Source organism: Novosphingobium barchaimii LL02, from assembly GCF_001046635.1.
GTDB lineage: Bacteria > Pseudomonadota > Alphaproteobacteria > Sphingomonadales > Sphingomonadaceae > Novosphingobium > Novosphingobium barchaimii.
In genome coordinates this window covers 211,879-236,955 of sequence record NZ_KQ130455.1, presented here as the reverse complement: position 1 = coordinate 236,955, position 25,077 = coordinate 211,879, and the positions used below count along the sequence as shown (strand labels likewise).

Here is a 25,077-nt window from a genome sequence, read left to right as displayed (position 1 = left end):
GATCGGTGGGGATGGCGGTAGTTGATGAAACACATGCGCGAGGGGCCCTTCACCGTGAACGAAAGCCGGAGTGATTTCGGGACCGTGAGAGACCCGCCGCGAACATAGCAGGCCGCGGCTATGTAGGAAAATGCAGGGATGCAGGAAGACGAAGGCCAAACCGGCCCGTCAGAACGCCCGCGTGATCGTGTAGAACAGCGCGCCCACGGCAGCGCTGGCCGGGATGGTGATGAACCACGCCACGATCACCCGGCTCGCCACCGACCAGCGCACGGCGCTGGCCCGGCGGGCGGCGCCGGTGCCGACGATCGAGCCGGTGATCGCATGGGTGGTCGAAACCGGGATGCCCAGGGCGCTGGCGCCGAACACCACGATCGACCCGGCAGTGGAGGCACAGAACCCCGAGTGATGATTGAGCTTGGTCAGCTTGGACCCCATCGTCTTGATGATCTTCCAGCCGCCCGACAGCGTGCCCAGCGAAATCGCCAGGTAGCACGACAGCACCACCCATTCGGGCACATGGAACTCGCCGGTCATGTGCCCGGTGGAATAGAGCAGCACGGCGATGATGCCCATCGTCTTTTGCGCATCATTGCCGCCGTGGCTGATCGAATAGGCGGCGCTGGACAGCAGGTGCAGGCTTTTGAACGCCCCGTTCGACTGGCGCGGCGACACGCCCTTGAACAGCCAGCTGGTCACCAGCATCATCAGCATGGCGATGGCAAAGCCCAGCACCGGCGAGACGAAGATCGCCGCGATCGTCTTGATCGTGCCGGAACTTTCGACCACCGCGAAGCCGCCGTGGGCGATACCGGCGCCCAGCAGACCGCCGATCAGCGCGTGGCTGGAGCTTGAGGGAATGCCCTTGATCCAGGTCAGCACGTTCCAGAACATCGCGCCCACCAGCGCCCCGAACACCACCGAAGGCGTCACCGCATCGACGTTGATGATGCCCTTGCCGACCGTTTCGGCGACATGCAGCCCCATGAAGAAATAGGCCGCGAAGTTGCCCGCCGCCGCGAACAGCACCGCCACCACCGGCGACAGCAGCCGCGTCGCCACCACGGTCGCGATGGCATTGGCGGCGTCATGCAGCCCGTTCAGGAAGTCGAAGGCCAGCGCCAGCGCGACGAGGCCGAACAGCAGCGGCAAGGCAAGACTGTGGTCCATGGATCAGGAGTGGTCGATGACCAGGCCGTCGATCTCGTTGGCGAGATCCTCGAAACGGTCGACGACGCGTTCGAGACGCTTGAACATCTCCTGCCGCACGAAGAAGTGCATCGGATCGCCCCGCTCTCCGCTGGGACCAGAATCGGCCTTGAACAGGCGTTTCAGACCGGCGGCGTGGATTTCGTCGGCATGGCCTTCCATACGCACCAGACGCTCGGTCAGCTCGTGCAGCCGGTGGCCGTTGTCGCCGATCTTGCGCAGCAGCGGCATGGCCTCTGCCGTCAACCGCGCGGCGTCGACGATGATCGCCGCCATGTCGCGCATTTCCGGCTCGAACTCGATGACCTCGTAGAGGTCCGAGGCGTTGGCGGTCTGCTGCATCTCGTCGATGGCATCGTCCATCGTGTTGATCAGACTGGTGATCGCCGAACGGTCGAACGGGGTCAGGAAGCTGCGGCGCACCGTCTGGAGCACTTCGCGGGTGATGTCATCCGCGTCGTGCTCGCGCTCGGTGATCTCGCGGATATGCTGGGCGCGGCCGGCGCCGCCCTGGGCAAGACGGGCAAGCGCGTCGGCGCCCGCGACCAGCGTGGCGGCCTGCTGCTCGAACAGGTCGAAGAAATTGCCCTGCTCGGGAAGGAGCTTCTGGAACCAGGCGAACATGGCGGTAACCCCTGTCTTGTCGGCCACGGTATCGGCCATTGCCCCGAACATGCGGGCGGGACTGGCGGCGGCGCGAAATTCGCGCGCGCCGAAGGAACGGATAAGCGCGCGAAGGTCTTCTTCCTCGACCGAGCGCGCGGCCTCGGCCAGCGGGAACCACCGGCGCTCGCGCTGGTGCTGCTCGTCCCAGGTGTCGAGTTCCTCGGTGACGGCAAAGGGAAACACGTCGACGTCGGCCCAGACCCAGGCGCCGGAATTGCGGCGCTTGCGGTAACGATAGGAGCCCAATGGCACCGGGCAGGTGGCGCCCAGCACGCCGGCTTCCTCCTCGGCCTCGACCGAGGCGGCGGTATGCGGCGCCATGCCCTTCATCAGCCCGCCCTTGGGGATTACCCAGCGGCGTGTGCTGCGCGATGTGATGAGCATGATCTGGATCGGCGCATCAACGCCGTTGCCGATCGTGCGGTAGGGTAGAACGGCAATCTGGCGCATTGGCGAGACTTCCTTTTCATCCCTGCCGTTGATGGAGCGCGGCCCATAGGCGACCCGCATCCGTCACGCAATCGTCACAAAGCCGGAAGGGCGCCGGAAGTGTGGAAGCCGCAAGGTGAAGGCATGGTTGCGCGCCGTCCACGGCTGCGCGGCGCCGTCACATTCCCGTCGTCGCCATTGTGGCGGCAACGACCGGAATGCACGGATCGCAGGCTCAGAGTTCGGCGTCGCCCAGAACGGCGGCGCGCAGTTCCTCGATGCCCAGGCCTTTTTCCGAGCTGGTGATGTGCACCACCGGAAACGCCGCCGGGTGCTTGCGCGCCTCCACCAGCGTGGCCGCGTGAACCGCCTCCAGTTCGCTGGCCTTGATCTTGTCAGCCTTGGTCAGGACGATGCGGTAGCCCACGGCGGCCTCGTCCAGCATCTTCATCATTTCAAGGTCGACCGTCTTCACGCCGTGGCGCGAATCGATCAGCACCAGGGTGCGCTTCAGTTCCACGCGGCCGCGCAGGAAATCGCGCACCAGGCGGCGCCACGTCTCCACCACCTTGGGCGGGGCCTTGGCGAAGCCGTAGCCGGGCATGTCGACGAGGCGGAACTTGAGCGGCTCGCCCACGTCGAAGAAGTTCAGCTCCTGCGTGCGCCCCGGCGTGACCGAGGTACGCGCGATCGCCTTGCGCCCGACCAGCGCGTTCAGCAGCGAGGACTTGCCGACGTTGGAGCGGCCGGCGAAGGCCACTTCGTTGACGATCGGATCGGGCAGGAACTTCAGCTCCGGCGCGCTCTTCAGGAACGTCACCGGTCCTGAAAACAGCTTGCGCGCACGCTCGGTCAGCTCGGCGAGCTGGGCCGCTTCGAACTGGTCTTCATTTATGCTCACGCCTTTGCATCCCGCTCATTCGCGCGGGCCTTGTCGGCTGCGTCTTTTTCCTGCTGCGCCTTCAGCTGCGGATGGCGGCTGTACAGGTACTTCTGCTGCGCGATGGTGAGCAGGTTGGACGTGATCCAGTAGACCAGCAGGCCCGAGGCGAACGGCGCCATGACGAACATCATGAACCAGGGCATGATCATGAACACCTGCTGCTGCGCCGGGTCCATCTGGGCCGGGTTCAGCTTGAACTGCAGGAACATGGTGAAGCCCAGCAGCAGCGCCAGCACGCCGATCGCAAGGAATGCGGGCGGGTTGAAGGGCAGCAGGCCGAACAGGTTGAGGATGTGCAGCGGATCGGGCGCGGACAGATCCTTGATCCACGCCACGAAGGGCTGGTGGCGCATTTCGATCGCCAGCATCAGCGTCTTGTACAGCGCGAAGAACACCGGGATCTGCAGGAACATCGGCAGACACCCGGCCATCGGGTTGACCCCCTCCTTCTTGTAGAGGGCCATGATCTCCTGCTGCTGCTTCTGCTTGTCGTCCTTGTAGCGTTCCTGGATCGCCTTCATCTTGGGCTGGATGGCGCGCATCGCGGCCATCGAGGCGAAGCCGCGCTGGGCGACCGGGAACATGATGCCGCGCACGATGGCGGTCAGCAGGATGATGGCGACGCCGAAGTTGCCGACCAGCTTGAACAGCGAAGTGAGCAGCCAGAAGATCGGCTTTTCGAACCAGCGGAACCAGCCCCAGTCGATCGAAAGACCGAAGTTGGCGATGCCCTGCTTTTCGTAGGCGTCGAGCACGTTGTGCTCCTTGGCGCCGGCGAACAGCTTGGTGGTCACCGAAAGGCGCTGGCGCGGCTGGAGAACCTGCTGGTCGTAGACGAGGTCGGCGCGGAAGATATCGTTGCCGAGCGCGCGGAAGGTGCCTTCCGCCTTGGCGTTCACGGGGATCAGCGTCGACATCCAGTAGATGTCGGTGAAGCCGATCCAGTCCGTGCGGCCGGCGCCGGCAACGGTCTTGGCCTCAACCACGTCCTTGTAGTTGTTCGAGAAGGTGACCGAACCGTCGAAGGCGCCGATCGGGCCGGAATGGACGTTCCAGGTATCGAGGCTGGCGGTGCGGTCGGTACGGTTGACCAGGGCGAAGGGCTTGACCGTAACCGGCGCGCCGCCGCCGTTCTCGACCGTCTGCACGGCCGTGATCATGTAGTCCTTGTCGATCGAATAAGTGATCGCAAAGCGCTGGCCGGTGGGGTTGGTCCAGGTCAGCGTCAGCGGCGTCGCGGGGGTCAGCCTGGCATTGGCAGGCGCGGTCCATACGGTCTGCGCGCCGGGAGCGGCCACGCCGCCCTCACCAACCCAGCCCACTTGCGCGAACTGCTGCGCCGGAGTGCCGGCGGGAGAGAAGATACGCACCGGGCCGGAGTTCTTCTCCACCGTCTCGCGGTGGCGGTTGAGCACCAGGTCGTCGACGATCGCGCCGGTCAGGTTGATCGAGCCGGACAGGCCGGGCGCGGCGATGGCAACGCGGCCGCCGCCGGCCAGCGCGGTCTTGAGGTCCTGCTGTTCGAGCGCCACGTCGGCGGCATCGCGCAGGCCGCCTTCGCGGGTCGGCTTGCCCGGTGTTGCCTGCGTGTTGGAGGCCTGATCCGGGCCGCCGGCGGCGACGTTCTGGACCGGCGTCTTGGCCTGCGGGTAGAAGTAACCGACCCCGGCTTCCCATCCGAACAGGACGAGCGCGGTCAGCAGGACCGCGAGGATGATGTTGCGCTGCTTTTCCACGAAGGCTTGTTTCCTGCTCGTATTGCCGGTCGGCGGCGGCGCGAATGGCCGCCCGCTTCTTGTCAGTCGTTCTGTTCAGTCAGGGACGGGATCATGACCGTGCCCGCCCCACGGTTGGCAGCGCAATAGACGCCAGAACGCCAGCCATCCACCCTTAATCGCACCATGCTTTCGCACTGCCTCGATCGCATATTGCGAGCAGGACGGCGAGTAACGGCAGGTCGGGGGCATTATCGCCGAAGGGCCAAGCTGCCACGCCCGTGCGATCCCGATCAGCAAAAGACCGGGAACCGACGCGAGGAAGCGGAACGCCCTTTTCATTTCAGGATCGCCCGCTTCATTTCCGGGGCGGCGGGCGGCGCCGTCCGCCGGGCCTTGGCGAATCGCCCTTGCCGTCACGTACGCGGCCGAAGGCGACCAGCAGTTCGCTGCGCAAGGCCGCGAAGTCGCGCTCGATGCCGTTCTCGCGGCCGATCAGGACGTGGTCGGTGTCCGGCAGGCCGTGTTCGTGCAGCAGTTCGCGCAGCAGCGCCCGAAAGCGCCGCTTCATGCGGTTGCGCACGACGGCATTGCCGATCTTCTTGGTCACCGTGATCCCGGCGCGCCGGCCCAGCCCATCGTTGCGATTGGCCAGCAGCACGAAGCCGGGACGCGCGACTCGCAGGCCGCGATTGGCGGCCAGAAAGTCGGAGCGGCGGGTCAGGATCGTGTAGGCATCGGCCATGGGTGAGTAACTGGTGATCGTCCCGCGAAAATGGAAGAACGCCACTCTCCATTCGTTGCCGAACGGACCATGGAGCTTATGCCGCCGGCGATACCCGCCAAACGGACAGCGCCGATTCGCGCCAAAGCAAAACGGCGCCAGACCAAGCCCTCGCCAAGCGGCGAAAGCGTGGTCTGGCGCCGTCAGGCAGGGACCAGGTCCCTGCCGCTACCGGCGAATCAGGCCGAAAGCTTTGCGCGGCCGCGGGCGCGGCGTGCGCGGATGACCTTGCGGCCACCAACAGTCGCCATGCGCGAACGGAAACCGTGACGACGGGCGCGAACAAGGTTGCTCGGCTGGAAAGTGCGCTTCATGTCAGTCCTCGAAATACCAACTTGGTCCCGAAGGACCTGAACAAAAAGGGCCGCCCGGACCGGACGACCGCTAAACTCTGATCGGGCCGATAGTGAAGGGCTGCATCAGAGTCAAGGCCGAGTAGACCCGCAGACGCCGCTCTGAACCCGAGGCCCCTTAGACAATCCGGTGCCGATTTACCAGTATGGCGCACCGCCGCGCGATGGCGGATCATGCGCCGCGCAATTGTTCGGCCCGGGAAACATGGCACGGCCCGGGGAAGTGGGGAATCAGCGATGGGGGACAAGACAGCGGCGGCAGGCAACCGGCTCGGCGTGCTTGTGGGATGGACCTCGCAGGACCTGGGTCGCCGCATGATCCTGTCGATCCAGACGCATGAACGCAGCACATGGGAACACGGCGACAGGCCGCTTCAGACCACCGTGATGATGACCAAGAGCCAGGCCGCCGTATTGGCCAATCACCTGCTCAAGGTTTCCGGGCAGACACCCCCGCCGCGCCGACGCGGCTGGCTTGCCTCATTCTTCGAGTAAAGCCACTCGTCTCGAACCGAGGCCTGGCCGACCCTCAGGTCCCGGCGCCCTCCAGCCTGACCCACTGGCCCATCTCGCCCGCACCGAACCAGCGGGCGGAGGAGAACGGAACCGAATTGGTCATGGCGTAGAAGGCCTCGGCTTCGATCGGACTCATGCCCATCTGCCGGTAATAGTCTATGTAGCGGCGATTCTCGGGCGCGCTGGCGGCATAGTCGTCAGGTTCCAGGCCGGTATCGTCCATCCAGGAGTGGACGGCGAACTCGGCGCCCACATCGGCATAACGATGCGCACCGGCAAGAAACAGCTCGACCCCGCCCGAACGCACCGAGCCGCCCGCAGGGACGTGCGTGGCGATGCCGTGTTCGCGAATCATCCGGCCCAGACGCAGGTTGGCAAGGTCGTCCTCGGTGCCGGGGCAGTCGACCATCTCGATCGACGTGATGCGCGGATGATCGCGAAGCATCGCCGCGAACTGGGCCGGACTGCGCGAATCGGTGACGTCGACCAGCGCGGCGCGGCCATCGTCAAGCACGCGGAAGGGGCCGTAGGCCGGCCCCTCGGGGATCGCGGCGGCCAGTGCCTGCGGCGGATCCCGGAAGGTCAGGAAGAGGCTGCGCTCGCCGCCGCTATCGAAGTGGTCGGCAACCACGTCGACTGTTTCGTATTCGATCACCTGCGCCGACAGGGGGGCAACGGCGAACAGGCAGACCAGACCGAGACATGCAGTGAACGAGCGCATGGCCTAACGATGCGGCTGATACCCTTACCCGGCACCTCACGAGCGCGGTTAAAACGTCGTAAGGCATAAACTACGCAGTGGCCGCCGGGCAGCGAATGCTTACTACACTGATCCCTCTTCGTTGTTTTACTTGCGGAATAAGGGATACTTCGTGGTCGCACTCGTCTCGACCGTCGCGTACCTCGGGCTGGAGGCGCGCGCCGTCGAGGTGCAGTGCCAGATCGCGCCGGGACTGCCAGGCTTCCTGCTGGTCGGCCTGCCCGACAAGGCAGTGCGTGAAAGCACGCAGCGCGTCGGCGCCGCGCTCACCGCCATGGGCCTGGCGCTGCCGCCCAAACGGATCACCATCAACCTTTCCCCCGCCGACCTGCCCAAGGAAGGCTCGCATTACGACCTGCCGGTGGCGCTGGCGCTGCTGGCGGCGATGGGCGTTGTCGATGCCGAGCAGATCGCCGATTTCGTGGCGGTGGGCGAACTGGCGCTGGACGGGCGGGTGATCCCCTCACCCGGGGTATTGCTCGCCGCCCTTCACGCCAGCGAGACCGGCAAGGGCCTGATCTGCCCTGCCGCGCAAGGGTCCGAAGCGCGCTGGGCCAGCGGCGTGCCGGTGATCGCTACGCCGAACCTCATCAGCCTGCTCAACCACCTCAAGGGCACGCAGGTGCTGCCGGTTCCCGCCCTCGGCGTGGTCGAGGCGCCGCCGCGCGGGGCCGACATGCGGCAGGTGAAGGGGCAGGAAACCGCTCGCCGCGCGCTGGAGATCGCCGCGGCCGGATCGCACAACCTGTTGATGATCGGCCCGCCCGGCGCGGGAAAATCGCTGCTGGCATCGTGCCTGCCGGGCATCCTGCCCGAACTGACCCCGGCAGAAGCGCTGGAAGTGTCGATGGTGGCCTCGGTTTCGGGCACGCTGGAGGGCGGGCGGATCAGCCGCGCCCGGCCCTACCGCTCGCCGCACCACTCGGCCTCGATCGCGGCGCTGACCGGCGGCGGCATGAAAGTGCGCCCCGGTGAGGTTTCGATGGCGCATCTGGGGGTGCTGTTCCTTGACGAACTGCCCGAATTCCAGCGCCAGGCCCTCGATTCGCTGCGCCAGCCGCTGGAGACCGGCGAAGTTACCGTCGCACGGGCCAATGCCCACCTCACCTACCCGGCGCGGGTCCAGTTGATCGCGGCGATGAACCCGTGCCGATGCGGGCATCTTGGCGATGCGGCGCTGGCCTGTTCGCGCGCGCCGCGCTGCGCCGCAGATTACCAGAGCAAGGTTTCCGGCCCCCTGCTCGACCGGATCGACCTGCATGTAGAAGTCGATCCGGTGCGGGCGGTGGACTTGGCCCTGCCCCCGCCGAAGGAAGGCAGCACCGAGGTCGCCGCACGCGTAGCCCGGGCCCGGCAGGTTCAGACGGCCAGGCTCGAAGGCGTCGCGGCGCGGACCAATGCCGAACTCGACGGCGAGATGCTGGACCTGCACGCCACCCCGGACGACGCCGGACGCCGCCTGCTGCTTCAGGCCGCCGAAACGATGCGCCTGTCCGCCCGTGGCTACACCCGCATTCTGCGGGTCGCGCGCACGATCGCGGACCTTGGCGGCGCGGAAACGGTCGGCCGGATCCATATCGCCGAAGCGCTCAGCTATCGACGGCGCGCACCTGTGCGTTAACGGCGGTAAGCGCCCCGTTGCAGACGTTGCGCAAAGGGAGCGTCGATGACACCATAGCGTATGGTCAACAAGCCCCTTCAACTCGTCGCCACCGATATCCTATTTTTTCATGACAACGATGAGCGTGCGTTCATCGAGTGGATTGATCGCATGTCATTTGTTGAGGATAGCTACGGCGAGGGTGCGAGCATGTACTTGCGGTTCAATCGTTTCCCTACCGACGATGACATATGGGAATTAATAGGCTTCTGTCGTCGTTACGGACTTGAAATGACCCAGTTGGCGTCGTTCCTCACCGAGGAAAATCGGGGCTGGTTTTTTGATCTCAACATGTCGTGGTTCGCGGAAATCTTCGGCTCCGAACATGCCACGGTCGGCAGTTAACCACCCTCTCGCGCCAAAATTCTGCCGGATCGCAAGCGCCCCCTTGCAGACATTAAAAGCAGAGGCGATGCTTACGAGATGACATGGCCTACACTTCCCACCACGGGCTTTATCGCGGGCCGCTCGGCCACTGTAGATGACGTCGACCGAGGAGATGCGGTGTTCTGCCAGCAAGCCGACGATGCTGAGCCAAGCGAGCCGTTCGAGGTTAAGGTGCCTCAATATGCCATTTGGCATGAGGCTGATGGGGCGGATGTGCCTGCGATCTTAATTCAGGCCGAACACCACATCACTGACCGAGACGGTGACGCGGTATTCGGATTACGGACGCTCGATGGGCATGGGGTCGTTACTGACAGCAGCGAAGTCAGTTTACTCGGTGAGCAGGCCCCGAACGCCTGACCAAACGTCCGTCATCCACCACTTCGCGCCCTTCCGGGACGATTTTGCGAGAATGGCAGCATCCGCCCCAATCTTGGCCGTTCCGCAGCTTGCGCACCGACGCTATAAGCAGACGCTCGCAGTTGGAGCGAAATATGTCCGAAGACCCTTGGCTAAGCGCGTATGGCGAACCCTATGATCCACTGCCCGCAATACAGGCTTGGCGAGGCGGTCATGTCGAAGCTGCCCCGCAGGAATTATGGGAAAAGCTCTACCATCAAGGAACTGTCAATTCGGCCTCATATGCGGCGGTCGGAGAGATTGTCCGGATGATGGAGGAACAGGCGGAGCCTGACTGGAACGCCTACTCGTTGGTAGCGTCTATTGAAGAAGGTCGCTTGGCCGAAGCCAGCCCGTCGATTCCTCCCGAACTCGAACAGGACTACAAACAGGCTTGGGCTGCCGTTCTCCCACTGGCGTTACGCGATCTCGGTGAAGCGACGAACGACCTCGTCGTGAGGAGTGCCTTGGCGGTCGTCGCGCACGCAAAAGGGCAGCATACGCTGGCGACAATTGCGCTTTGCACAGAGGACGAACGGGTAGAAATGCTGGGCGGATAGCGTCCGCTTTGCCCTACTCTGTCCCGAAAGCCGCCAGTCCGGTTTCCACCCCTTTCGGCCATTAAACAGGGCGGTGCCTGCGCTTCATAGCTGACCGTCTGCCATCCGCTGCCCCGAGCGAAGACCGGCCTGACCGGACACGACAACATTGCGGACATCGGCAACGCTCGGTAGGCTTGATCCATGAAGGCCCGCATTCAAATCTTTTCCACCATCGGATGCGCTGCGTTCATCATGACGATTGTGTCATGCACTAAAACATCTGGCCGACAAGATCAGTCTTGGATTGATAGGCTCGTAGCAAGTCAGCGCTGGGGAAGTCACACGGTCATTGAAGCGGTGGAATACAAAGGCCAAACGGCTGTCCATGTTTTGCCCGAGGACCGTCCCGCTGATGGCGGCAACGAGCATATACTCTATGACCAGCGCGGCAATGTAATATGCGAGTTTGGTGGTATTGTAGGAAGAGTTACAAAAGGGTCGTGTGAAATTTCGAAAATCAATTATCTGAAAACCGTTTTCCCCAAGAAGCCAAGCTGAACGTAGAGCCATGGCTTGCGTTCGACCGAAGCCACATCGGGGTTCTTAGTGGCATCGGATGTCCGCTCCCCACCACTTTCAGCCTTTCCCCGCGCCGCCTTGGATGCCTGTCAGCGGAAAGGCGGCTTACCGCCGCGAAACGGCAAAACCGGACTGGCTGTTCACGCCTAGTTGCGGACATCTGAAGCAGATGGCTAAGATCGCAAAATGAGCAAACCTGATGATTTAGACTGGCTGATGCAATGGTACCTATCCCAATGCGATGAGGACTGGGAGCACCAGTTCGGCGTAACAATCGACACGCTCGATAATCCGGGATGGAGCCTGTCAGTCGATCTCGATGGTACGATATTGGAGGGGCTGGCTTTTCTACCCGTTTACGAAGGTGTGTCGGAGCCGGAGCAGTCTGTTCAAGGGCTGGATGGCGACGTGCCTTGGCTAGTCTGCCGTGTTGAAGGGCCGAAGTTCAAAGGTTGGTGCGGCCCTCGCGATCTTGGGCGGCTGATCTCGACGTTTCGTGTTTGGGTAGAGGCGGTGAATTAGCGATAGACAAACGGCAGCTAACCACCACTTCGCGCCCTTCTGGGACGATTTTGCGAGAACGGCAGCAAGCGCCCCCTTGCGGTCGATGCGAGTTAGCGGCAGTCTACACGCTTCGCAGGACGGAGAAGGCGCAATGGGTGTCATCATCACGATATGCGTCACAGCGGCAATCGCTGGGGGAATAGCTGCTCTCCTATCGAGATCACGCCCCACCTTTTCACTGCTTGCGACAGCTTTCATCCCCGTCGTCGCTTTGCTTGCAAGGTACCTGGCTGTTGGACGGGACAATGATTGGGAAGGAATGGGGGCGCTGGCTCTTCTCATTACCTCAAGCGTTTGGATTGCAACTGTTGTCCTTTCAGGACTGGTCGTACTGTTGGTCAAGCGCCGGACGGCTTCGCTCCATCATTGAGAACCATCGAATCCGAAGATCAATGCCGAAGCGTCGGCTCTGCGAAATGTCCGCTCACCACCATAACCTGACGCTTGCATACCTCTCGGTGGGTCGCCGCTGCGACCGTAGGCTTTGGCAGCGCAGAGACGGTAGGTCGCATCCACCACATCAAGGGTTTGAAAGCGCAGCCCCCCTGCCGGGCGATGGCTATTCCTTGATATCCAGCTGGCGCAGCACTTCGGTCACGACTTTGGGCGAACTCGAAAAATCGAGGTGACTGCACCGAATCGCCACGGCACGGTCCCGCTCGTGCGGCCAGCCCGCAGCGGCGCGGGGCTGGATGATGCCGTCGCGCGGGCTCCATAGTGCCACGGTGGGCACCGCTGGTTTCTCCGAAAAATCGCAGTCGATCGGCGGCCGGTCCACCGAATGGCCTGTCACCATCTGATAGGCTTTCCAAGCATTGTTCGCGCGCGGATCGCCGGAAAAAGGCGTACCCATGGTGATGACCTTGGCCACCAGCGCCGGCTCGCGCCGCGCGATCTCCCGCGCGAACAGGCCCCCCAGGCTCCAGCCGACAAGTGCGACCGGCGACCAGCTTTCCCGCGCGATCACCGCGACGCGGCGCATCAGAAAGGAGAAATTGCGCTCGCTGGGTCCGAAATTGAAGCCCAGCCCCCATCCGTAGACATGGTGCCCTGACGCCGCCAGCGCGTCGGCCATCGGTTGCATGCGCTTGGGGTGCGCGGCAAAGCCCGGCAGCAGCATCACCGGCATCGGCCTTGCCGCCGCCCGCACCACCTGACCACGATGGGCGCCGCGATAAAGCGAACGAAGTTCCGCCAGCATCAATTGCAGAGGCGGCTTCCTCACGCCCTCCGGATGCGGCTCACGCGCGAAGGCCGCGCGGCGCGCAATGGCGTCACGCAGGGACCCGGGGGCCTCATCCTGGATATCGTTCAGCGGATCCATCGGCCTTCGTGCATCAGTTTCGCCTATTTAGCCTTGCAATCGCCAAGGCGCGTTGTGGTCATGTGCATCGTCATCTTCATCGTGCCCATCGGCGGCGGACCACCGTTGGTATCCATCGCGACCGTCACGTCGGAACCCTTTTCGGTGACGGTGCCTTTCATTTTCATGACTGCTTTGCCAGCTTGCTGCGACTGGCACTCCATCTGGGCATCCAGCACGCCGCCATCAACGTCGAACTTCGAATAGGTGCACTGGTTGCCCTTGCCGACATCGTTGAACATGTCCTTGAAACCGCGATCGGCGTCCGTTTTGGTCAGGCAGAAGCTGCCTTCCTGCGAAGCCTTCATGGCGTTCTTCATCTGCTCGGCCGCTTCCTTGGGCATGCCAGGCACGTCCAGGCTCTTGATCTCCATGACCTGGCGGTATTCACCGGGCTCGGGCTTCACCAGCTTTTCGGCTTCCTTCCTGACCTGCTCGATCGACTTGGGGGCCCCATCCTTGGCATCGTCCTTCGATCCGCAGCCCGCCAGCGCCAGCGCGGCCAGACCCGCCGCAGCCATGATCCCGAACTTGCCGTTCATCGCGTCCACTCTCTTATATCTTCCAATGGGGTTCGCAGGGCTGGCACCGCCCCGGCCGCAGGTCAACGCCTGATGCCGCCGGCTGTTACCGCCACCGGTTGCCGGAACGGTGTGTATACCCCATATGTTCTTCCATGGCAGAGATCATCATCCGTCGCGGCCTCGAAGAACCCGACACTTCGGACAACTTCACCCCTCACAAGCCGCAGCGACCCGAAAAGTCGATGCCGGGCAAACCGTTCCGCATCGTATCGGATTACGCCCCCGCGGGCGACCAGCCCACCGCCATCGCCGAACTGGTGGGCTCCGCGCAGGAGGGCGAAAAGACGCAGGTCCTGCTGGGCGTCACCGGCTCGGGCAAGACCTTCACCATGGCCAAGGTGATCGAGGAGCTGCAGCGCCCGGCCCTGGTTCTGGCGCCGAACAAGATCCTTGCCGCCCAGCTCTATGCTGAATTCCGCGATTTCTTCCCCGACAACGCGGTGGAATATTTCGTATCCTACTACGATTATTACCAGCCCGAGGCCTACGTCCCCCGGTCGGACACCTACATCGAGAAGGAAAGCTCGGTGAACGAGGCGATCGACCGGATGCGCCACTCGGCCACCCGGGCCTTGCTGGAGCGCGACGACGTCATCATCGTCGCCTCCGTCTCGTGCCTCTACGGCATCGGCTCGGTCGAGACGTACTCGGCGATGATCTTCGACCTCGAAGTGGGCAAGCCGCAGGACCAGACCGAGATCATCCGCAAGCTGGTCGCCCTCCAGTACAAGCGCAACGACGTCGCTTTCGCGCGCGGCAACTTTCGCGTGCGCGGCGACAATCTCGAACTGTTCCCCTCGCACCTCGAAGACGTGGCATGGCGCATCAGCTTCTTCGGCGACGATATCGAGGAAATCGCCGAGTTCGACCCGCTCACCGGCAAGAAGGGCGCGGTCCTCGAAAAGATCCGCGTCTATGCCAATTCGCACTACGTCACCCCCGGCCCGACGATGCGGCAGGCGGCCGAGGCGATCCGTTTCGAGCTGACCGAACGGCTCAAGGAACTGGAGGCCGAAGGCAAGCTGCTCGAAGCCCAGCGGCTGGAACAGCGCACCAACTTCGACCTTGAAATGATCGCCGCCACCGGCGCCTGCAACGGCATCGAGAACTACAGCCGCTTCCTGACGGGCCGTATCCCCGGCGAGCCGCCGCCGACCCTGTTCGAATACCTGCCGGACAATGCCCTGCTGTTCGTCGACGAAAGCCACCAGACGGTGCCGCAGATCGGCGCGATGTCGAAAGGCGATCACCGCCGCAAGATCACGCTGGCCGAATACGGCTTCCGCCTGCCCAGCTGCATCGACAACCGCCCGCTGCGCTTCAACGAATGGGACGCGATGCGCCCGCAGACGTTCGCTGTCTCGGCCACGCCGGGCCATTGGGAAATGGACCAGACCGGCGGCGTGTTCGCCGAACAGGTCATCCGCCCGACCGGGCTGATCGACCCGCCGGTGGAAATCCGCCCGGTCGAGGATCAGGTGCAGGACTGCATCGCCCAGTGCAAGGAAGTCGCCGCCAAGGGCTATCGCACCCTCGTCACCACCCTGACCAAGCGCATGGCCGAGGACCTCACCGAGTTCATGCACGAGCAGGGCGTGCGGGTGCGCTACATGCACTCCGACGTGGAAACGCTGGAGCGCATCGAACTGATTCGCGACCTGCGCATGGGCGTCTACGACGTGCTGATCGGCATCAACCTGCTGCGCGAGGGCCTCGACATTCCCGAATGCGGGCTGGTCTGCATCCTCGACGCCGACAAGGAAGGCTTCCTGCGCAGCGAAACCTCGCTGATCCAGACCATCGGCCGCGCCGCGCGCAACGTCGACGGACGGGTGATCCTCTATGCCGACCGCATGACCGGATCGATGGAACGCGCCATCGCCGAAACCGACCGCCGCCGCGCGCGGCAGGAAGCGTTCAACCTCGAACACGGCATCACCCCGCAGTCGATCAAGCGCCGCATCGCCGACATCGTAGCCGATACCGCCAGCCGCGACGGCGTGGTGATCGACCTTGAGGACGACACCCGCAACAACCTCGTCGGCCACAACCTGCGCGCCTATATCGAAGACCTCGAAAAGCGGATGCGCAATGCAGCGGCAGACCTCGAATTCGAGGAAGCCGGCCGCCTGCGCGACGAGATCCGGCGGCTTGAAGCGAACGAACTGGGCTTGCCCGACGCAGAGCACAAGGCGCCGAAGGTCGGCCGCAGCAACGAGGGCAAGCCCGGCACACGCAAGACTCGCTACGGGAAACAACAGAAGAAGTGGGGGAAGTAGAATCGGCAAGGTGCGAACGCAGCCTTTTGCGCTTTAGAGACCGTTTGAGAGTGGCCTGGTGCCGCATTCAAAATGCGCTTGCCTGCGCATTTCAAACGGTCCCTTGGACCGGAGAGGGAGTTTCCGGGGCACTGTCCGAAAATGGGAATCCCGCACTGGACACACAGAGGGCCATTGCGGGTTCGTCAGGCCTGAGAAATGACGGTGCCCACGCCCGCAGATCGGGCCTTACCGGCTACCGCTTTCACGCGTTTCCGGTCGAAAAATACCCGGGATCCTGCGGTGCAGGTCCCGGGCAGGTATCAGGATAGGCTTAATGGCCGATCCTTCGGGTCGCATGTCATCCATGCGCCAGACCGCGCCCCCTTACATACCACGATCATGGTAATGCCCGGCAATCCCCTCCACTTTCCATGGGCTTGCTTAAAATTAATGGGCAGTTCAAAATAAGTTCTCGGTCGCAAGTCGGGGGGCAAGACCATTCGAATCGATGAACTGGGGGCGATGTTTTCACAGGCCCCTTTCGAACAGGCGGGGTGGGACACCGCGCTCAAAGGGTTGGCGAATGCAACGGGCGCTTCACGCGCGCAGCTTATTGCCATCGGTGAGCACCATACCCTGTTCAACTGGGTGACCGACGCCGACGACGGCTATGTCGAGGATTTTCTGGCGATCGAGGCTCACCGTGCGGACGTGAACTACCGCGTCGCCGCATCCAGCGCGCCCTACGAGGTGGTCTGGGAAAAGCACTACGACGAGGTTCGCGCCGCCGCCAGCAACGAGGCCTACATCGAACACGTGCGCCGCTGGGACGGAGAGCACGGCGCCCAGATGGTGCTGGCGAACGATCCCGGCGCGTTCTTCGGACTGGCGACCATCAATGCAAAAAGCGACGGACGCACCACCGAAACACATCGCCAGGTCCTCAGCGATATCGCCCCGCGGGTAATGGCGGCGATCCGGCTGCAGCGGGCGATCGAACACCAGGGGGCTGATCTGCTGCGCGGCTCGCTGGATGCGCTGCGTACGGCAGCCGTGCTGATCGACGGGATGGGCCGGGTCTGCTCGGTAACCGATGCTGCGGACGAACTATTCGCCCCGGACACCCTGCAGGTGCGCGCCGGAATGCTGCGCGCGGCGCGGCCGGACATCGATCGCGGACTGCAGATGCGCATCGGCCTGGCCCTTGCCAGTCGGCAGGCGATGCCGTCGGAAATGTGGCTGCAATCGCCGCGCGGGCCGCTGCTGGTGGAAATCTGCGCCCTGCCCCGGCAGGAATGGAACTTCGGCTTCGCCCCCAGCGCGATCGTCACTCTCAAGGCACCACGCGGCTTTGCAGGGGACCAGGGGCCCCGCCTCTGCGCCGCGCTCGAACTGACCCGCGCCGAGGGCGAGATCGTGGCGCTTCTGGCGCAGGGCCATTCGCGGCAGGAAATCGCCCGGATTCGCGGCGTCAGCGCCCAGACCGTCTCCAGCCAGTTGCGCACGATCTTTCAGAAGGCCGGCGTCAACCGCGAGGCGGAACTCGTCTCGATCGCCCGCGCGGTAATCGAAATGGCAGGCCGGTGACGAGCGCGGTTCAGACCTTGCCGAACTTCGCCTCATAAGCCCCGGTATCCCCGCTCGACAGCAGCGTTGCCTGCTCCACCCAGCTGTCGCGGCGCGGGCGGCCGGCGAAAGCGCCCAGCTTCGTATCCAGCTCGTCGAGGTCGGCGTCGGTCCAGGCCGCGATCTGGGCAAAGCTGGTGACGCCCAGCGCATGCAGCACCGTCAGCATCTTGGGGCCAAGTCCCTTGATCTTGCGCAGGTCATCCGCCGCTACTTCGCCCTCGGCCGTTTCCGCGATCGGGGGCGCCGGGGGAGCGGGCGTCGGGTCCGGCTCGGCGGCCGTCGTCTGGGGCGGCTCGCGGTTGCTACGCGCGTCGTCGGCCTCTTCCTGCGCGGCAACGGCGATCACTTCGCCGATACCCGCCATTGCCCCCGCCATCGGGGGCGGGTCGAGATGGAACCGGGCGGCGGCCGGCGCATCGATCAGCGCCTGGTTGCGCTGTGCAGGCGCAGCGCCTTCGTCCAGCACATCGGGCCGATGCTCGCGCCGCGCAGGTTTCGAACCGTGTACGAAGACCCAATACGCAACGGCGATGCCGACCAGCAGCGCGGCGATGAAGATCAGCCAGTTCGCTTCGATCATTTGCAACACGACGATTTATCCCTTCCGATTCCACACCAGCCAGCCGATGCCAAAGCCGATCCCGTAGGTCAGCAGCACCGAAACGGCCATCTCAAGCCATAGCGGCAATGCACGGTCCTTTCCTAGTCTCTCCGGCGCTCATTCGGGCGCCCTCATTCCGGTCCCGGCGTGTCGATCGGGGTCGGCTTGACCGGCGCGGTGAAAAGCACGGAGAATTCGATACGGCGGTTGGCAGGATCGCCCGGATCGAGGCCATCGACCGGCTTGGCCGCTCCCACCCCCGTTGCGCGCAGACCGTCACCCGGAATACCGCGCGATATCAATGCCGAGCGCACCGCTTCCGCCCGTGCCTGCGAAAGTGCGACATTGACCTTGGCGTTGCCGCCCGCATCGGTGTGGCCGGTGACCGCGATGATACTGCCAACGCAGGGATGCAGCGCGCGGGCGACTTCGCCGAGCAGCTTGTCGCTGCTGGGGTCGAGCCGCGTACTGGCCTCGCCGAAACGGATGGTGCGGGTTTCGAGGATACGCTCGACATCGTCCTGACAGTGCAGCGAGGATGCGCGCGCATCGCCCTCGTTCGCCCAGCTTACCCCGCCGATACCCGCTACCGCGGCGACGGCGGCGGCGACACGGGTGCGCGTTGCCGCGTCCAGCCCCTTGCCGCCCGAAAGGATCGGGTGGCGCGTCAGCCAGCCGTAGCGATCGCGAAACGCCAGCGTCACGCCCGTGCCTCCCGCGACATCACGCGCGGCGAACGCCTTCTGCCGAAGATCGCCGATGAAAATGCCGCCCCGCGCGCGCGTCGCCGCAAAGGACAGGACGACGCAAAGGGCTGCTCCGGCGACGATCATGGAAGCGCTGCGTGGGTTCATGGGCGCCAGCCTAGAGCTTCGCAGCCCCCCTGTCAGCCCGCGCGATCAAGGTTTTACGCGGGCTTGCTCTTCTGGAACAGCTTGCGGTCTTCCGGCCCGAACGCCTTCTTCCAGATGACCAGGAAGTACGAAGCCAGGATCGCCGGGATGCCCAGCGCCAGCGCCGCCCATTCGGGCAGGAAGCGATGGGTGAGATAGCCGATCACCACGGCGGGAGCAGCCGCCCAGACCAGCGCCCAGCGCCAGTTGTTGATCGGCTCGCCCAGAATGCGCGAAAGCATCACCGACTTGACGATCGAGGCGATCCCCAGCGACACCATCAGGGCAATGGCGGCGGCGGCGGCCTGGAACAGCGAGTTGTAGCCCAGCCGCTGCATCAGCAGGATACCGCCCAGCGTCAACGCCGCCTGCAAGGCGATCGTGGCGAGCGAAACCCACAAGTTGCGCACCCGCGCCACGTAGACCAGCGCCGCCTCGCTGACGACGGCGGTAGCGGCCACCACTTCGGCGGCCAGCAGGAAGGCCAGCGCCCCGGTGCCCCCGACGAATTCGCGCCCGACGAGGCCCATGACCCCCGCTCCGGGGATGCCCAGCGCCAGCGCGATGCCGGCCTGCGAGGCGGTGATCCAGAAGCCCACCTGGCACACCTGCCGGGCGATCGCGGCATAGTCGCGCTCCTTCAGGTTGCGGGTGATGACCGGGCCGAGCACCGGCTCGAAGCTGGTTTTCAGCTTCTGCGGCAGGCTGGCGACCTGCTGCGCGGCGTAATAGATGCCCACCGCCGCCGGAGGTGCCAGGAAGCCCAGCAGGAAGATGTCGACGCGCCGGGTGCCCCATTCGATGGCGTCCGCCAGTGCGATGGGCAGCGAATAAAGCGCCAGCTTGCGCATTCCGCGCAGTTTCGGGCGCCAGCCGCGCGGTACGCCGTATTCGCGGAAGAAGGGGATGAAGGCAGTCAGCGCGGCGGCGTAGATCGAGGCGATATAGGCGATCGACAGACCGCTTTGCGGCGCGATCCAGATCATCGCGCCGGCCATGATCGAGATCGTCCACGGCTCGACGATGGCGCGGGACCAGACGGTGGGCGTCACCCGCAGGCGGTATGCCAGCGCCGCCAGCCAGATCTCGGTCATCGTCATCGCCGGCAGGGCGATCACCATCAGCCGATCGATCCAGGTGTAGTGCCCGCCCGGGAACAGCAGCCCCGGCACGAACCAGAAGAACGCCGCGGCCGAAACGCTGGCGATCACCGCGATGATCGAGCCATCGGCGATGACGTTGGCGGGGTGCTGGCCTTCATTCTGCGACAGGCGCTGCGCCAGACCGCGCTTTTCGCCCATCGTGCAGAGCATCGAGGTGAGTTCGATCAGGACCAGTGCGGATGCGAAACGGCCCAGTGCGGCGGGGCCATAGGCAGCCGCGCGCCCGGCGATGAACAGGAACGGGATGCGCGCGGCCAGCCGCAGGAAGAACCCGAACAGGTTGGTGCGGCCGCCCTTGGCGAGCGCGGCGATGTCCTGTTGCTGGCGTTCCTCGCGGGTGGCGTCTTCCCGGGGAATCGGCGTTTCGCTCAAACGGCCGGCTCCTGTTCGGCGCGCAGCGGGCGGGCGAGCAGGTCGCTGACGACGGCGCTGGCCGGGGCCTCGCCGCTGAGCAGGCGCGCCACCGCATCGACGATGGGCATCTGGATGCCGTCACGCCGGGCCAGGTCCGCCAGCACCGGCGCGGTGGCCGCACCCTCGGCAACGCTGTTCTTGCCGGACAAAGCCTCGGCGGCGGTCAGGCCCCGCCCCAGCGCGAGGCCAAGCGAGAAATTGCGGCTGGAGGTGGACGAGCAGGTGAGGACAAGATCGCCTAGCCCGCACAGACCCGAAAGCGTTTCCGCCCGCGCCCCGCGCGCAAGACCGAAGCGCAGCATCTCGGCATAACCGCGCGCGATCAGCGCCGCGCGGGCGTTCTGGCCAAGGTTGAGTCCCTCGACCACACCGCAGGCGATGGCGAGGACGTTCTTCACCGCCCCGCCGATCTCGGCGCCGGTCACGTCGTCGGAATAATAGGGGCGCAGCATGGGCCGGGCGATCAGCGGGGACAAGCGCTCCCACTGCTCCCGCCCGCCCGCACAGGCGAGCGTGACGGCGGTGGGCAGGCCGTCTGCGACTTCATGCGCGAACGTGGGCCCGGAGAGGACGGCGAGGCGTTCCGGCGCGCAGGCCTGCGCGGCAACATCGTTCATGAGGCGTCCGGTGCCCGCCTCGATGCCCTTGGCGCACAGGACCAGATCCCGGTCACCTTCCGGCAGGCCGGCGATGACGCGGCTGAGGAACTGCGCAGGCACGACCACCAGCAGCGCGGGCAGCGCGGCGAGGTCGGCAAGGTCATTGGTGGCGCGCACCGTGGGCGCCAGCACGGCGCTCGGCAGGTAGAGCGCGTTGCGGTGCTCGGCGTTGATCGCGGCTACGAGGTCCGGTTCGCGCGCCCATAGCAGGACTTCGCTGCCATCACTGGCCAGCGCCTGCGCCAGTGCGGTGCCCCATGCGCCTGCGCCGATGACGCCAATTCGTGCTGCACTCATGCCTTCACTCCCGCACCGCGAACGGTTTCGGCCTCAGGGTCCAGCGGCCAGCGTGGGCGCGCCGCGACGTCGAGCGGGTCGGACTGCCCGCGGGCCAATCGCTCAAGCCCGGCCCAGGCGATCATCGCCGCATTGTCGGTACACAGCGTCAATGGCGGGGCGATGAACGGCAGGCCGTGCTGCGCGGCAAGGCCCTCCAGCGCGGCGCGGATCGCCTTGTTGGCAGCAACCCCGCCCGCGACGACCAGCGCGTTGACCGGGCCGACTTTCGCCAGCGCGCGCTTCGAACGGTCCAACAGGCAATCGATCGCGGCCTGCTGGAACGAGGCAGCGATATCGGCATCCTCATGCTCGCCCGACTGCTTGGCCCTCAGCACCGCGCTTTTCAGCCCGGCGAACGAGAAGTGCGGTTCCTGCGAACCCTTGAGCGGCCGGGGCAGCGGCACTTTCTTCGCATCGCCCTGAAGCGCCAGCCGTTCCAGCGCCGGGCCGCCGGGATAGCCCAGTCCCAGCACTTTGGCGGACTTGTCGAAAGCCTCGCCCAGCGCATCGTCGATGGTGGTGGCGAGGCGGCGGAACTTGCCCACGTCCTCCACCAGCAGGATCTGGCAGTGCCCGCCCGAGACGAGCAGCAGCAGGTACGGATATTCCAGGCTCGCCTCGGCAAGGCGCGGCGACAGGGCGTGGCCTTCCAGATGGTTCACCGCGATCAGCGGCTTGTCCGCCGCCATCGCCAGCGCCTTGGCAGTGACGAGGCCAACCATCACGCCCCCGATCAGGCCCGGTCCGGCAGTGGCGGCGATGGCGTCCACGTCGTCCAGAGACATCCCGGCATCGGCCAGAGTGGCGGCGATCAGCGGCGCCAGGCGCTCTACATGGGCGCGCGCGGCGATCTCCGGCACGACGCCGCCGAACGGGCGGTGAACCTCGTCCTGCGAGGCGATATGCTGGGCAAGGATGACCCGATCACTGGTGACCAGTGCCGCGGCGGTCTCGTCGCAGGAAGATTCGATGCCGAGAACTATGCTCATCCGAGCTTCCCCTGAACGACATTGCCGGGTAGCACAAGCGGCCGATGACCCACGATAAACACCAAGATTCCATCCCTGAGAGGCGTTTTCGCCTCGGTACGCGCCGATCGCCCCTTGCCATGGCGCAGGCGCACGAAGCCCAAGCCCTGCTTGCCCGTGCGCACGGTATCGACCCTGCGCATATAGAGATCGTAGCCGTCACCGCCAGCGGCGATCGCATTCAGGACCGCGCTCTGGCCGAGATCGGCGGCAAGGCCCTGTGGACAAAGGAACTGGACGCCTGGCTGGCGGCGGGCGAAATCGACTTCGCCGTGCACTCCGCCAAGGATGTCGAGACGATCCGCCCCGAAGCGTTCACCATCGGCGCCATCCTGCCACGCGAAGACGTGCGCGACGTGCTGGTGGGCGCGGCCTCCATCGCCGCGCTGCCGCCGGGCGCGGTGGTCGGCACCAGCGCCCCGCGCCGCGCCGCGCAGCTTCTCCACGCCCGGCCCGACTGCCGCGTCATCACGTTCCGGGGCAATGTCGCCACCCGCCTCGCCAAGCTGGCGGCGGGAGAGGCGGACGCCACCTTCCTCGCCGCCGCCGGGCTGAACCGGCTGGGCGAAACCGGCACCGGCCACCCCCTCGACGCCGAGGACTGGCTGCCCGCCCCGGCGCAGGCCGCGATCATGATCGAGTGCCGCGCCGACGATCAGACCGCCCGCGCCTTCCTTTGCGCCGTGGACCACGCACCCAGCCGCACGCAGGTTCTGGCCGAGCGCGCGCTGCTGGCCGGGCTTGGCGGCAATTGCCACAGCCCGATCGCGGTGCTGACCCGTCACGAAGGCGCAGACCTTCTCATGCGCGCCGCGCTCTACAGCCCCGACGGCGCCGAGCATGTCACCGGCGAGGCCCGCTTCGCCGCAGACGATGCGCAAGGCCCGCTGGACCTCGCCGCAGACCTGCTCGCCCGCGCGGTGCCGGCCATCGCCGTACACTTTGCGGGCGCCCGGGCCTTGGAAGAATGAGCCACGCGCAGGCAGAGCAACAGGTACCCCTGCCCGTCCTGATCCTGCGCCCCGAACCCGGCGCTTCGGCCACCCTTGCAGCGGCGCGGGCGAGCGGCCTGATGGCCCACGTATTCTCCCTGTTCGAAGTGCGCGCCCTGCCGTGGGAGCCGGTCCATCGGGCCGGCGTGGACGCTCTGCTACTGGGCAGCGCCAATGCCCTGCGCCACGGCGGCGCGGCGCTGACGGCCTATCGCGGCCTGCCCGCATACGCCGTGGGAGAGACGACCGCGCAGGCTGCGCGGGACTTCGGGCTGAACGTGGTCGCCACCGGCAAGGGCGGTCTCCAGCCCATGCTGAACGCGCTCGATCCCGCCCACCGCCGTCTGCTGCGTCTCGCCGGGCGCGAGCGCATTGAACTTGCGATCCCCGAAGGCGCCGCGGTCATCACCCGCGAAGTCTATGCGAGCGAACCGCTGCCCATGACGCCCGACCTGGCCGCGCTGCTGGCCCGCCCGGCCCTTGCCCTGCTTCATTCAGGAGAGGCCGCCGCGCACTTTGCACAGCTTTGCGACGAGGCGGGAATCGCGCGGGCACAAATCCGCCTCGCCGCCATTGGCCCGCGCGTCGCGGCCCGCGCCGGGACGGGCTGGGCGGACATCCGGTGCGCGCAAAGCCCGGACGATGCCGCGCTGCTGGCCTTGGCCGCACGAATGTGCCAAGAAGCCGGCTCAGAACACATGTTGCCACATTAAGGGCTTGATGCAGGACATTTCCGCACCCCTCGCTTCTCCGGCTTCGGCGCCGCCGCCGCGCAGCCGATCGGCCGGACTGACCCTGTTCGCCCTGCTGATCGCATTTCTGCTTGGCGCCGCGCTGGTCGCCTGGCTTTCGGCGCGCGGCTACCTGGCGATGCTGGGTCCGCAGCCCGCCGCGACGACCGCCGCCGACACCACCCCCGCCGCCCCGCCGCCGCCCGACGCCGCCCGCCTCGCCGCGATCGGCACCGTCGAAGGGCGCCTCGCCATGCTGGAGGACCGCATCTCGCGCGTCGATTTCCAGACCCATGCCGCCGCCGGCAACGCCGGGCGCGCCGAGGGGCTGCTGATAGCCTTCGCGGCGCGGCGCATGATCGATCGCGGCGAGCCGCTGGGCCACGTCTCGGACCAGCTTCGCCTTCGCTTCATGAACGCCCAGCCGCGCGCGGTGCAGACGGTGATCGACTTCGCCGCCAATCCCGTCACCATCGACGGCCTTGCCGCGCGCCTCGAAGCGCTATCGCCAGAGCTTACGGTGACGCAGAGCGACGAAAGCCTGTGGGACCGCGCCCGTCACGAGGTGACCTCGCTGTTCGTGGTGCGCCGCGATTCGGGCGCACTGGCGTCCCCGGCCGCGCGGATCGACCGCGCCCGCGTGATGCTCACCGCGCGGCGGATCGACAACGCGATCGGTGAAGTGGAACGCCTCCCCGGCGCCGACGCCGCCGACACCTGGATCGCCGACGCGCGCCGTTTCGAAGCGGTGCAAAAGGCGCTCGACCTGCTGGAGACGACTGCGATGCTGGAGCCTGCCCGGCTTCAGGACGGCGAAGGCCAGGCGGTCGACCAGCCTAGCCCGCTGGCGCCGACCGCGCCGATGGGCGATCCCACGGAAGCGGCGGCAGAGTAACAGGCGCCCGGCCCTCCCC

General features: G+C 65.6%; 27 protein-coding genes. 12 read left to right on the top strand and 15 right to left on the bottom strand.

The window, feature by feature from the left end:
- Positions 1 to 168: 168 nt before the first annotated feature.
- The 7 genes from V474_RS15515 to rpmH form a co-directional block, all read right to left on the bottom strand.
- Positions 169 to 1,170 (bottom strand): inorganic phosphate transporter, encoded by a 1,002-nt coding sequence (locus V474_RS15515; protein WP_059152367.1) that lies wholly within the window; start codon positions 1,168 to 1,170, stop codon positions 169 to 171.
- 3 nt (positions 1,171 to 1,173) lie between these two features.
- A complete protein-coding gene (locus V474_RS15510; RefSeq protein ID WP_082699837.1) occupies positions 1,174 to 2,325 on the bottom strand; it encodes a DUF47 family protein in 1,152 nt (383 codons plus the stop codon).
- 214 nt (positions 2,326 to 2,539) lie between these two features.
- Positions 2,540 to 3,205 carry a ribosome biogenesis GTP-binding protein YihA/YsxC gene (yihA, locus tag V474_RS15505; RefSeq protein ID WP_236711286.1) on the bottom strand — a complete coding sequence of 222 codons (666 nt, stop codon included), beginning with the start codon at positions 3,203 to 3,205 and terminating at the stop codon, positions 2,540 to 2,542.
- Entirely contained in the window at positions 3,202 to 4,983 is a 1,782-nt protein-coding gene (gene yidC / locus V474_RS15500; RefSeq protein WP_059152366.1) for a membrane protein insertase YidC, read from the bottom strand. The genes yihA and yidC overlap by 4 nt, the downstream gene beginning before the upstream one ends.
- Before the next feature lie 75 nt (positions 4,984 to 5,058).
- Entirely contained in the window at positions 5,059 to 5,304 is a 246-nt protein-coding gene (yidD, locus tag V474_RS24985; RefSeq protein WP_082699814.1) for a membrane protein insertion efficiency factor YidD, read from the bottom strand.
- A gap of 16 nt (positions 5,305 to 5,320) precedes the next feature.
- Positions 5,321 to 5,707: a ribonuclease P protein component gene (gene rnpA / locus V474_RS15495; RefSeq protein WP_059152576.1), complete on the bottom strand. Its 387-nt coding sequence runs from the start codon at positions 5,705 to 5,707 to the stop codon at positions 5,321 to 5,323.
- A 218-nt stretch (positions 5,708 to 5,925) separates the two neighbouring features.
- Positions 5,926 to 6,060 carry a 50S ribosomal protein L34 gene (gene rpmH, locus V474_RS15490; protein WP_059152365.1) on the bottom strand — a complete coding sequence of 45 codons (135 nt, stop codon included), beginning with the start codon at positions 6,058 to 6,060 and terminating at the stop codon, positions 5,926 to 5,928.
- A gap of 276 nt (positions 6,061 to 6,336) precedes the next feature.
- On the opposite strand from rpmH, the gene V474_RS15485 reads away from it, so the two are divergent.
- On the top strand, positions 6,337 to 6,594 hold the full coding sequence (locus V474_RS15485; protein WP_059152364.1) for a hypothetical protein: 258 nt from the start codon (positions 6,337 to 6,339) through the stop codon (positions 6,592 to 6,594).
- Between the two features lie 34 nt (positions 6,595 to 6,628).
- On the opposite strand, the gene V474_RS15480 is transcribed toward V474_RS15485, so the two are convergent.
- Entirely contained in the window at positions 6,629 to 7,336 is a 708-nt protein-coding gene (locus V474_RS15480; protein ID WP_059152363.1) for an alpha/beta hydrolase, read from the bottom strand.
- Between the two features lie 151 nt (positions 7,337 to 7,487).
- Here V474_RS15480 and V474_RS15475 point away from each other — a divergent pair, with 151 nt between their 5' ends.
- The 6 genes from V474_RS15475 to V474_RS15455 all read left to right on the top strand — a co-directional run bounded on the left by V474_RS15475 (position 7,488) and on the right by V474_RS15455 (position 11,464).
- A complete protein-coding gene (locus V474_RS15475; RefSeq protein WP_059152362.1) occupies positions 7,488 to 8,996 on the top strand; it encodes a YifB family Mg chelatase-like AAA ATPase in 1,509 nt (502 codons plus the stop codon).
- A gap of 60 nt (positions 8,997 to 9,056) precedes the next feature.
- Complete coding sequence (locus V474_RS15470; RefSeq protein WP_059152361.1) at positions 9,057 to 9,380, top strand: hypothetical protein; 324 nt, start codon at positions 9,057 to 9,059, stop codon at positions 9,378 to 9,380.
- Positions 9,381 to 9,458: 78 nt separating this feature from the next.
- Positions 9,459 to 9,782, top strand: a complete 324-nt coding sequence (locus tag V474_RS15465; RefSeq protein WP_059152360.1) for a hypothetical protein — start codon at positions 9,459 to 9,461, stop codon at positions 9,780 to 9,782.
- A 134-nt stretch (positions 9,783 to 9,916) separates the two neighbouring features.
- Complete coding sequence (locus V474_RS25645) at positions 9,917 to 10,381, top strand: hypothetical protein (RefSeq protein ID WP_148649418.1); 465 nt, start codon at positions 9,917 to 9,919, stop codon at positions 10,379 to 10,381.
- Between the two features lie 183 nt (positions 10,382 to 10,564).
- Positions 10,565 to 10,921 (top strand): DUF6970 domain-containing protein, encoded by a 357-nt coding sequence (locus V474_RS25640; RefSeq protein WP_148649417.1) that lies wholly within the window; start codon positions 10,565 to 10,567, stop codon positions 10,919 to 10,921.
- A 207-nt stretch (positions 10,922 to 11,128) separates the two neighbouring features.
- Entirely contained in the window at positions 11,129 to 11,464 is a 336-nt protein-coding gene (locus tag V474_RS15455; protein WP_059152358.1) for an immunity 53 family protein, read from the top strand.
- 601 nt (positions 11,465 to 12,065) lie between these two features.
- Here the strand turns inward: V474_RS15455 and V474_RS15450 are convergent.
- Both V474_RS15450 and V474_RS15445 read right to left on the bottom strand, forming a co-directional pair.
- A complete protein-coding gene (locus V474_RS15450) occupies positions 12,066 to 12,830 on the bottom strand; it encodes an esterase/lipase family protein (protein ID WP_148649416.1) in 765 nt (254 codons plus the stop codon).
- 23 nt (positions 12,831 to 12,853) lie between these two features.
- Entirely contained in the window at positions 12,854 to 13,411 is a 558-nt protein-coding gene (locus V474_RS15445; RefSeq protein ID WP_059152357.1) for a DUF3617 domain-containing protein, read from the bottom strand.
- Between the two features lie 134 nt (positions 13,412 to 13,545).
- Here V474_RS15445 and uvrB point away from each other — a divergent pair, with 134 nt between their 5' ends.
- Together uvrB and V474_RS15435 are read left to right on the top strand one after the other, a co-directional pair.
- Complete coding sequence (gene uvrB, locus V474_RS15440; RefSeq protein WP_059152356.1) at positions 13,546 to 15,732, top strand: excinuclease ABC subunit UvrB; 2,187 nt, start codon at positions 13,546 to 13,548, stop codon at positions 15,730 to 15,732.
- 504 nt (positions 15,733 to 16,236) lie between these two features.
- Entirely contained in the window at positions 16,237 to 17,301 is a 1,065-nt protein-coding gene (locus V474_RS15435; RefSeq protein WP_082699813.1) for a helix-turn-helix transcriptional regulator, read from the top strand.
- 10 nt (positions 17,302 to 17,311) lie between these two features.
- Here V474_RS15435 and V474_RS15430 read toward each other — a convergent pair whose 3' ends face one another.
- The 5 genes from V474_RS15430 to tsaD all read right to left on the bottom strand — a co-directional run bounded on the left by V474_RS15430 (position 17,312) and on the right by tsaD (position 22,401).
- Positions 17,312 to 17,923: a hypothetical protein gene (locus V474_RS15430; protein WP_059152355.1), complete on the bottom strand. Its 612-nt coding sequence runs from the start codon at positions 17,921 to 17,923 to the stop codon at positions 17,312 to 17,314.
- 152 nt (positions 17,924 to 18,075) lie between these two features.
- On the bottom strand, positions 18,076 to 18,798 hold the full coding sequence (locus V474_RS15425; protein ID WP_059152354.1) for an OmpA family protein: 723 nt from the start codon (positions 18,796 to 18,798) through the stop codon (positions 18,076 to 18,078).
- 53 nt (positions 18,799 to 18,851) lie between these two features.
- A complete protein-coding gene (locus V474_RS15420; RefSeq protein WP_201786044.1) occupies positions 18,852 to 20,372 on the bottom strand; it encodes a lipopolysaccharide biosynthesis protein in 1,521 nt (506 codons plus the stop codon).
- Positions 20,369 to 21,370, bottom strand: a complete 1,002-nt coding sequence (locus V474_RS15415; protein WP_059152353.1) for an NAD(P)H-dependent glycerol-3-phosphate dehydrogenase — start codon at positions 21,368 to 21,370, stop codon at positions 20,369 to 20,371. Before V474_RS15415 ends, V474_RS15420 begins: the two co-directional genes overlap by 4 nt.
- Positions 21,367 to 22,401 carry a tRNA (adenosine(37)-N6)-threonylcarbamoyltransferase complex transferase subunit TsaD gene (tsaD, locus tag V474_RS15410; RefSeq protein WP_059152352.1) on the bottom strand — a complete coding sequence of 345 codons (1,035 nt, stop codon included), beginning with the start codon at positions 22,399 to 22,401 and terminating at the stop codon, positions 21,367 to 21,369. Before tsaD ends, V474_RS15415 begins: the two co-directional genes overlap by 4 nt.
- A 44-nt stretch (positions 22,402 to 22,445) precedes the next feature.
- On the opposite strand from tsaD, the gene hemC reads away from it, so the two are divergent.
- From hemC to V474_RS15395, 3 genes are read left to right on the top strand one after another with little or no spacing between them, the layout of a single operon-like run.
- Positions 22,446 to 23,411, top strand: coding sequence for a hydroxymethylbilane synthase (gene hemC, locus V474_RS15405; protein ID WP_082699811.1), 966 nt, complete (start codon positions 22,446 to 22,448; stop codon positions 23,409 to 23,411).
- The gene (locus V474_RS15400) at positions 23,408 to 24,145 is read left to right on the top strand and encodes a uroporphyrinogen-III synthase (RefSeq protein ID WP_059152350.1); all 738 of its coding nucleotides are present in this window, start codon (positions 23,408 to 23,410) and stop codon (positions 24,143 to 24,145) included. The genes hemC and V474_RS15400 overlap by 4 nt, the downstream gene beginning before the upstream one ends.
- Positions 24,146 to 24,152: 7 nt before the next feature.
- Positions 24,153 to 25,058, top strand: coding sequence for an MICOS complex subunit MIC60 (locus V474_RS15395; protein ID WP_059152349.1), 906 nt, complete (start codon positions 24,153 to 24,155; stop codon positions 25,056 to 25,058).
- The last annotated feature ends 19 nt before the right edge of the window (positions 25,059 to 25,077 follow it).

What these genes read in the sequence shown, in the direction of transcription:
- V474_RS15485 (WP_059152364.1), top strand. Translation starts at nt 6,337, where the DNA reads ATGGGGGACAAGACAGCGGCGGCAGGCAACCGGCTCGGCGTGCTTGTG.
- rpmH (WP_059152365.1), bottom strand. Translation starts at nt 6,060, where the DNA reads ATGAAGCGCACTTTCCAGCCGAGCAACCTTGTTCGCGCCCGTCGTCAC.
- V474_RS25640 (WP_148649417.1), top strand. Translation starts at nt 10,565, where the DNA reads ATGAAGGCCCGCATTCAAATCTTTTCCACCATCGGATGCGCTGCGTTC.
- tsaD (WP_059152352.1), bottom strand. Translation starts at nt 22,401, where the DNA reads ATGAGCATAGTTCTCGGCATCGAATCTTCCTGCGACGAGACCGCCGCG.
- V474_RS15435 (WP_082699813.1), top strand. Translation starts at nt 16,237, where the DNA reads ATGTTTTCACAGGCCCCTTTCGAACAGGCGGGGTGGGACACCGCGCTC.
- V474_RS15465 (WP_059152360.1), top strand. Translation starts at nt 9,459, where the DNA reads ATGACATGGCCTACACTTCCCACCACGGGCTTTATCGCGGGCCGCTCG.
- V474_RS15445 (WP_059152357.1), bottom strand. Translation starts at nt 13,411, where the DNA reads ATGAACGGCAAGTTCGGGATCATGGCTGCGGCGGGTCTGGCCGCGCTG.
- V474_RS15395 (WP_059152349.1), top strand. Translation starts at nt 24,153, where the DNA reads ATGCAGGACATTTCCGCACCCCTCGCTTCTCCGGCTTCGGCGCCGCCG.
- V474_RS15510 (WP_082699837.1), bottom strand. Translation starts at nt 2,325, where the DNA reads ATGCGCCAGATTGCCGTTCTACCCTACCGCACGATCGGCAACGGCGTT.
- V474_RS15430 (WP_059152355.1), bottom strand. Translation starts at nt 17,923, where the DNA reads ATGATCGAAGCGAACTGGCTGATCTTCATCGCCGCGCTGCTGGTCGGC.
- V474_RS25645 (WP_148649418.1), top strand. Translation starts at nt 9,917, where the DNA reads ATGTCCGAAGACCCTTGGCTAAGCGCGTATGGCGAACCCTATGATCCA.
- V474_RS15450 (WP_148649416.1), bottom strand. Translation starts at nt 12,830, where the DNA reads ATGGATCCGCTGAACGATATCCAGGATGAGGCCCCCGGGTCCCTGCGT.
- uvrB (WP_059152356.1), top strand. Translation starts at nt 13,546, where the DNA reads ATGGCAGAGATCATCATCCGTCGCGGCCTCGAAGAACCCGACACTTCG.
- V474_RS15470 (WP_059152361.1), top strand. Translation starts at nt 9,057, where the DNA reads ATGGTCAACAAGCCCCTTCAACTCGTCGCCACCGATATCCTATTTTTT.
- hemC (WP_082699811.1), top strand. Translation starts at nt 22,446, where the DNA reads ATGACCCACGATAAACACCAAGATTCCATCCCTGAGAGGCGTTTTCGC.
- yidD (WP_082699814.1), bottom strand. Translation starts at nt 5,304, where the DNA reads ATGAAAAGGGCGTTCCGCTTCCTCGCGTCGGTTCCCGGTCTTTTGCTG.
- V474_RS15515 (WP_059152367.1), bottom strand. Translation starts at nt 1,170, where the DNA reads ATGGACCACAGTCTTGCCTTGCCGCTGCTGTTCGGCCTCGTCGCGCTG.
- rnpA (WP_059152576.1), bottom strand. Translation starts at nt 5,707, where the DNA reads ATGGCCGATGCCTACACGATCCTGACCCGCCGCTCCGACTTTCTGGCC.
- V474_RS15400 (WP_059152350.1), top strand. Translation starts at nt 23,408, where the DNA reads ATGAGCCACGCGCAGGCAGAGCAACAGGTACCCCTGCCCGTCCTGATC.
- V474_RS15415 (WP_059152353.1), bottom strand. Translation starts at nt 21,370, where the DNA reads ATGAGTGCAGCACGAATTGGCGTCATCGGCGCAGGCGCATGGGGCACC.
- V474_RS15480 (WP_059152363.1), bottom strand. Translation starts at nt 7,336, where the DNA reads ATGCGCTCGTTCACTGCATGTCTCGGTCTGGTCTGCCTGTTCGCCGTT.
- V474_RS15425 (WP_059152354.1), bottom strand. Translation starts at nt 18,798, where the DNA reads ATGAACCCACGCAGCGCTTCCATGATCGTCGCCGGAGCAGCCCTTTGC.
- V474_RS15455 (WP_059152358.1), top strand. Translation starts at nt 11,129, where the DNA reads ATGAGCAAACCTGATGATTTAGACTGGCTGATGCAATGGTACCTATCC.